7 protein-coding genes are annotated in these 5,929 nt (G+C 73.3%); 2 read left to right on the forward strand and 5 right to left on the reverse strand.

Annotation, left to right across the window (positions count from 1 at the left end):
* From B4M60_RS07255 to B4M60_RS07270, 4 genes are all read right to left on the reverse strand, one after another.
* Window positions 1–1,531: translation initiation factor IF-2 N-terminal domain-containing protein (locus B4M60_RS07255; RefSeq protein ID WP_291081770.1), on the reverse strand; the 1,531-nt coding region annotated here is incomplete at its 3' end.
* A 131-nt stretch (window positions 1,532–1,662) separates the two neighbouring features.
* Window positions 1,663–1,995 (reverse strand): YlxR family protein, encoded by a 333-nt coding sequence (locus tag B4M60_RS07260; RefSeq protein WP_349679613.1) that lies wholly within the window; start codon window positions 1,993–1,995, stop codon window positions 1,663–1,665.
* 147 nt (window positions 1,996–2,142) lie between these two features.
* Window positions 2,143–3,129, reverse strand: coding sequence for a transcription termination factor NusA (gene nusA, locus B4M60_RS07265; RefSeq protein ID WP_291081772.1), 987 nt, complete (start codon window positions 3,127–3,129; stop codon window positions 2,143–2,145).
* Window positions 3,126–3,671 carry a ribosome maturation protein RimP gene (locus tag B4M60_RS07270; protein WP_291081774.1) on the reverse strand — a complete coding sequence of 182 codons (546 nt, stop codon included), beginning with the start codon at window positions 3,669–3,671 and terminating at the stop codon, window positions 3,126–3,128. The genes nusA and B4M60_RS07270 overlap by 4 nt, the downstream gene beginning before the upstream one ends.
* A gap of 107 nt (window positions 3,672–3,778) precedes the next feature.
* Between B4M60_RS07270 and B4M60_RS07275 the strand changes: the two genes are divergently transcribed.
* Both B4M60_RS07275 and B4M60_RS07280 read left to right on the forward strand, forming a co-directional pair.
* Window positions 3,779–4,252 (forward strand): hypothetical protein, encoded by a 474-nt coding sequence (locus tag B4M60_RS07275; RefSeq protein WP_291081776.1) that lies wholly within the window; start codon window positions 3,779–3,781, stop codon window positions 4,250–4,252.
* Window positions 4,249–4,653, forward strand: coding sequence for a DUF4439 domain-containing protein (locus tag B4M60_RS07280; RefSeq protein WP_291081778.1), 405 nt, complete (start codon window positions 4,249–4,251; stop codon window positions 4,651–4,653). Before B4M60_RS07275 ends, B4M60_RS07280 begins: the two co-directional genes overlap by 4 nt.
* 22 nt (window positions 4,654–4,675) lie before the next feature.
* Here the strand turns inward: B4M60_RS07280 and B4M60_RS07285 are convergent.
* The coding region (locus B4M60_RS07285; RefSeq protein WP_291081780.1) for a His/Gly/Thr/Pro-type tRNA ligase C-terminal domain-containing protein at window positions 4,676–5,929 on the reverse strand (1,254 nt) is incomplete at its 5' end.

The following is a 5,929-nucleotide window of genomic DNA, read 5'->3' on the forward strand; positions in this document are numbered from 1 at the left end:
CGGGGGTGTCGATGAAGGTGATCGTGCGGTCGTATCCGTCGACCGGAACCGTGACCTGGTAGGCGCCGATGTGCTGGGTGATGCCACCGGCCTCACCCTCGCCGACCTTGGCGGACCGGATGCTGTCGAGCAACCGGGTCTTGCCGTGGTCGACGTGACCCATCACGGTGACGACCGCGGGGCGGATCTCGAGATCGTCCTCGCCGCCCTCATCCTCACCGAAGGACAGGTCGAACGAGTCGAGCAGCTCACGGTCCTCGTCCTCGGGGCTGACGACCTGGACCTTGAAGCCCATCTCCTCGCCGAGGAGCTGCAGCGTCTCCGGGGTGACGGACTGCGTCGCGGTGACCATCTCCCCCAGGTTGAACAGCGCCTGGACCAGCTGGGACGGGTTGACGTCGATCTTGTCCGCGAAGTCGCTCAGCGAGGCACCCTGCGCGAGGCGCAGGACCTGGCCGCGACCATCCGGCAACCGGACGCCGCCGACCTCGGGGGCCCGCATCGAGTCATATTCCTGACGCTTCTGCCGCTTGGACTTGCGGCCCCTGCGGGGCGCGCCGCCGGGGCGACCGAACGCACCCGCGGCACCGCCGCGACCACGGTTACCGCCACCGCCACCCGGGCGACCGCGGAAACCGCCGCCTCCGGCCGCGGGAGCGCCGGTTCCGCCGCCGCCACCGGGGCGGAAGCCTCCGCCACCCGGCCGGCCGGCCGGCCCGCCCGGGCGACCGCGACCGGCCGCGGGACGCGCGACCTGACCGGGCATCTGGCCGGGACTGGGACGCGGCGGCATGTTGCCGGGCGCCGGACGGGGACCGCCCTGACCCGGGGCACCCGGACGCTGCGGCGGACGGGGACCGCCCTGACCAGGCGCGCCCGGACGGGCACCCCCGGGACGGGGACCGCCCTGGCCGGGTGCCGGGCGGGCGCCGCCCTGCGGACGCGGCGCAGGAGTGGTCCCGCTCGAGTACGGGTTGTTGCCGACTCGCGGAGCCTTGGGGCCGGGCTTCGGACCCGCAGGACGCGGGCCGGGAGCCGGACGCGACGCGGCGGGAGCCGCCGGGGCGTCGGGAGCCGCCTCCGGGGCGGGCCGCTCGGCGGCAGGCTGCGGCGTCGGCGTCGGCGCCGGAGCCGCAGGCCTGGCACCCGGGGTGGGCCGCTCGGCCGCGGGGGGCTGCGGCGCCGGTGACGGGGCCGGAGCCGCGGGCCTGGCGCCCGGGGTGGGCCGCTCGGCGGCGGGCTTGGGTGCCGCCTTGCGCGGATCCGCCCCCGGACGGGGGCCGGGAGCCGGCTTGGACGCCGCGCCGGGCTTCGGCGCGCTGGATCCACCCGTCGCGGGCGCGGCCGGTGCGGCGTCGGTGCCGCCGTCGGCCGGCGCGTGCGACTGGCGGAGGCGCCGGACGACCGGGGCCTCGAGTGTCGACGACGCGGATTTGACGAACTCTCCCTGATCGCGGAGTTTCGTCAGAAGTTCTTTACTGGTGATACCGAACTCTTTTGCCAGCTCGTGTACCCGGGGCTTGCCTGCCACTGCTCTCCTCACTGCGAGGTCTCCACGGCAGGGCTGGCCGCGCGACCTCGGTCTACATTCGATGGACGTTCATCGCTGGAGCTTCACGGTGTTCTCATCGTGTCTGGTCCGTTCCTCTTCTTGTGCTCCCCCTACCGGCCATTGTGGCCGGCGGGTGGTCTCGTGCCCGGGACGACGAGAGTCCCGACCACCTCCGAGATCGCGTCCTGGGACACGTTCCCGGCGACGCGCAAGGCCCTGATGAAGGCCCTGCGGTCGAGTGCTGTCGCGATGCACCGCTGGTCGCGGTGCACCCAGGCTCCTCGTCCCTCCGCCCGACGGCGGGGGTCCGGCAAGAGAGCCGCCGTCTCCGGATCGTGAACGATCCGGAGTAGCCGGGAATCTGAATCCCGACTTCGGCAGCCGACGCAGGTCCTGATCGGACCCGGCACTCCGGCGTGACCGTCCTGCTGGTTCTTGACCACCCGCAAATCGGCCGCCTCGGTATCTCGCCGTCCCGCCCGGCGAGGCCGGGTGGACGTGAAGTCACTGTGACAACTGCTCAGTCTACAGGCTGCACGGCGTGAGCACTAACGGCGCGCCCGACCGCGTGGTCGGGCGCGCGGCGGGACTCACTCCGCGTCACTGTGGATGTCGATGCGCCACTGGGTCAGGCGGTGGGCCAGGCGGGCGTTCTGGCCCTCCTTCCCGATCGCCAGCGAGAGCTGATAATCCGGGACCACCACGCGGGCAGCCCGGAGGTCGGCGTCCGCGACCGTCACGGAGATGACCTTGGCGGGCGAAAGCGCGTTCCCGACGAACACCGTGGGGTCCTCGTCGTAGTCCACGATGTCGATCTTCTCGTCGTTCAACTCCGCCATCACCGCTCGGACGCGAGCCCCGTTCGGGCCGATGCACGCCCCCTTGGCGTTGAGCCCCGACACGGTCGTCTCGACGGCGATCTTCGTCCGGTGCCCGGCCTCGCGCGCGATCGCCGCGATGCGGACCGACCCGTCCCCGATCTCGGGGACCTCGAGCGCGAACAGCCCGCGGACCAGGTCCGGGTGGGTGCGGGAGAGGGAGACCGAGGCGCCGTGCGGCCCCTTGTGCACGCCCACGACGTGGCACTTGATGCGCTCGCCGTGACGGTAGGTCTCGCCCGGCACCTGCTCGGCCGGCGCGATCGTGCCCTCGGTTCCCCCGTTCTCCGGTCCGATGTGAACCACGACGATTCCGCGGGCGTTGGCGCGGGAATCCGACTGGATGACGCCGCTGACCACCTCCCCCTCGCGCGCGACCAGGTCGCCGTAGATCCGCTCCGTCTCGGCCTCGCGGAGCCTCTGGAGGATGATCTGACGAGCCGTCGACGCGGCAACCCGCCCGAAGTCGGACGGGGTGGCGTCGAACTCGCCGATCCTGTTTCCCTCGTCGTCGACCTCGGCGGCCATGACCGCCACGGTCCCGGCCTTGCGGTTCAACTCGATGCGGGCGACCCGATGGGCGTCCTCGGTCCGCTTGTACGCGGTGAGCAGTGCATTCTCCAGCGTCCGCACCAGGTCGTCGAGCGGGATCTCCCGCTCCTGGGACAGCATGTTCAGGGCCGCCATGTCGATGTTCAACTGTTCTCTCCTTCTCGCACGCCACGTCCGGGGTTCTCGGGCTCCGTGAGGAGGGCGAGTTCATCCGCCGGCGCGGGCTGGAACTCCACCCGGATCACCGCGCGGGCCATGTCTTCCAACGCTACCGAGTCGACCCGCATCCCACGACCCGACCTCGAGACGAGCCGCACCGAACCGGCCTCCTCGTCCAGATCGCCGACCCGTCCGCGGGCGGGTCCGTCGACGCCGTCGACGTAGGAGACGTCGACCTGGCGTCCGCGGGCCCGTCGCCAGTGCCGCGGCTGCTCCAGGGGCGCGTCCACCCCGCGGCTGGTCACCTCGAGGGTCACGGCGCGTTCGGGCCCGCCCCAGGCCTCCGCGACGGAGTCGAACGCGGAGGACAGTTCCGCGAGGTCGTCGAGCGAGACCCCCCTGTCACCATCGACCACGACGACGACCTGCCAGGTGGTCGACCGGGAATCCTCCCGGATCTCCTCGAGTTGGAGACCACGGTCGGAGACCGTCTTGCTGATGTGGGCCCTGTCGGGCTCGGGGACGATCACGATGCTCCTGGCGTCGGTACTGGTGACTCCCGATCCGGGTCTGCGGTCGGGCCGGATCACTGTACCGCCTCCACCCCGCAGGCCCCGCCCCCTGGCAGGATGTCGTGGTGCCCCTTTCCGCCCCCGCTCCCCTGTCGCGACGCCGGTTCGTCGGCCTGACCGCCGGCGTCGGCGGGCTCGTGGCCGCCGGAGGCTGCACGCCGCCCCGGGCGGCCGACGAGCCGGACCCCCTCCAGCAGCTGGCCGACGCCGCCGAACGAGATGCGCGGGAGCTCGCCGCCGCGGACGCCACCCACGGGGAGGACGTGGCGCGGCTCCGCCGGATCGCCGACGCCAGACGGACGCAGGCCGAGCGGTTGTCCGCCGAGATCCGCCGGCTCGCGCCCGAGGGGACGGCCGAGGGGACGGCCGAGACCGGACCGCCCCCGGTCTGCCCGCCCATCGGGCAGGTGCGCGCGCGGATGCGCGACGACGCCAGACGCGCCGGGGAGGTCGCGGAGTCCTCGCGGGGATACCGTTCCGAGCTCGCGGCCTCGGTGTCGGCGGCCTGCACCGCGGCGCTCGAGGTGGTGCTCGCGTGACCACGCCGCCCGGGCTCGCGGCCGAGGACGCCGCCGTCTACGGCTACGGTCTCGTGCTCGCCGGCGCCGACGCCGGGATCCGAGCGGCGGTGCGACGGGAGCTCGCCGCTCACCGTGCCCGCCGCGATGCCGCCGAGAGGCTGTGGCCCGGCGCCGCCCCTGCGCCGGTCGGCTATCTCACGGCGCCCGACGTCTCGACCTCTCCGGTCCTGCTGGCCATCCGGCTGGAATCGGACTGCTGCGAGGCGTGGCGGGTGGAGGCCGGGGCCGCGGAGACCCCCGAGGTCCGCAGGTTCTGCCTGGAGGCCCTCACCGCCGCCGCGGTGCAGCTCGCGCGCTGGCGGACTCTCGTCCCGGGAGCGCCGTTCGAGGCGCTACCCGGGTTCCCGCCGCCCGCCTGACCGCCGCGGGACCCCCGGGCGACTAGCGGCCGGCCCCGATCAGCCGCACGATCTCGTCGGCGGCACCCTCGACGGGCACCTGCGTGACGTCCCCCGTCGCCCGATGACGTAGTTCGACGGTCCCCTCGGACCAGCCGCGACCGACGACCACGACCCAGGGCACCCCGATCAGCTCGGCATCCTTGAACTTCACCCCGGGCGAGGCCTTGCGGTCGTCGAACAGCACCTCCAGGCGTGCCCTGTCGAAGGCGTCGACGAGGGACTCGGCGCCGCTGACCGCGGCGGCGTCCTTGTTCGCCACCACCACGTGGACGTCGGCGGGCGCCGCCTCGGCCGGCCACACGAGGCCCTTCTCGTCCGCGAACTGCTCGGCCAGGACGGCGACGAGTCGGGAGACCCCGATCCCGTACGACCCCATCGTGACCCGGGCCGGCTTGCCGTTGTCGCCGAGGACATCGAAGCCGAAGGCATCGGTGTACTTACGGCCGAGCTGGAAGATGTGGCCGATCTCGATGCCGCGTGCGAGGGTGAGCGTGCCGTGGCCGTCCGGGGCCGCGTCGCCCTCCCTCACCTCGGCCGCCTCGATCGTCCCGTCGGGGGTGAAGTCGCGTCCGCAGACCATGTCCACCACGTGCTTGCCCGGCTCGTCCGCGCCGGCGATCCAGGCGGTCCCCTCGACGACGCGCGGATCGACCAGGAATCGGACCTCGTGGGCCGCCAGCGCCCGGGGGCCGAGGTATCCCTTGACCAGGAACGGGTGGGCCGCGAAGTCGGCGTCGTCGAGCACGGTGACCTCGGCGGGCTCCAGCGCCGCCTCGACGCGCTTCATGTCCACCTCGCGGTCGCCCGGCAGGCCCACGCCCAGCAGCTCCCACTCCTTGCCCGGCGCACGGACCTTCAGCATCACCGTCTTGAGCGTGTCGGCGGCGGTCACCTCCCGCCCGAGGTCGGCACCGCCGGCCCACGCCACCAGCGCGTCGATGGTGGGGCACTCCGGTGTGTCGTACACGCGGGCGTCCGGGAGTCCCTCGAGGGGGCGCGCGGGCGGGGCGGGCGTGACGACCGCCTCGACGTTGGCCGCGTACCCGCCGTCGGTCGAGCGGACGAACGTGTCCTCGCCGGCGGCCGAGACCGCGAGGAACTCCTCGGAGGCCGACCCGCCCATCGCACCCGAGGTGGCCGCGCAGATCACGTACTCGATCCCGAGCCGGTCGAAGATGCGTCGGTACGCGTCGCGGTGTGCCTGGTAGGAGCGCTCGAGCCCGGCGTCGTCGAG

The sequence above is a fragment of the Dietzia sp. UBA5065 genome (assembly GCA_002415925.1).
Lineage (GTDB): Bacteria > Actinomycetota > Actinomycetes > Mycobacteriales > Mycobacteriaceae > Dietzia.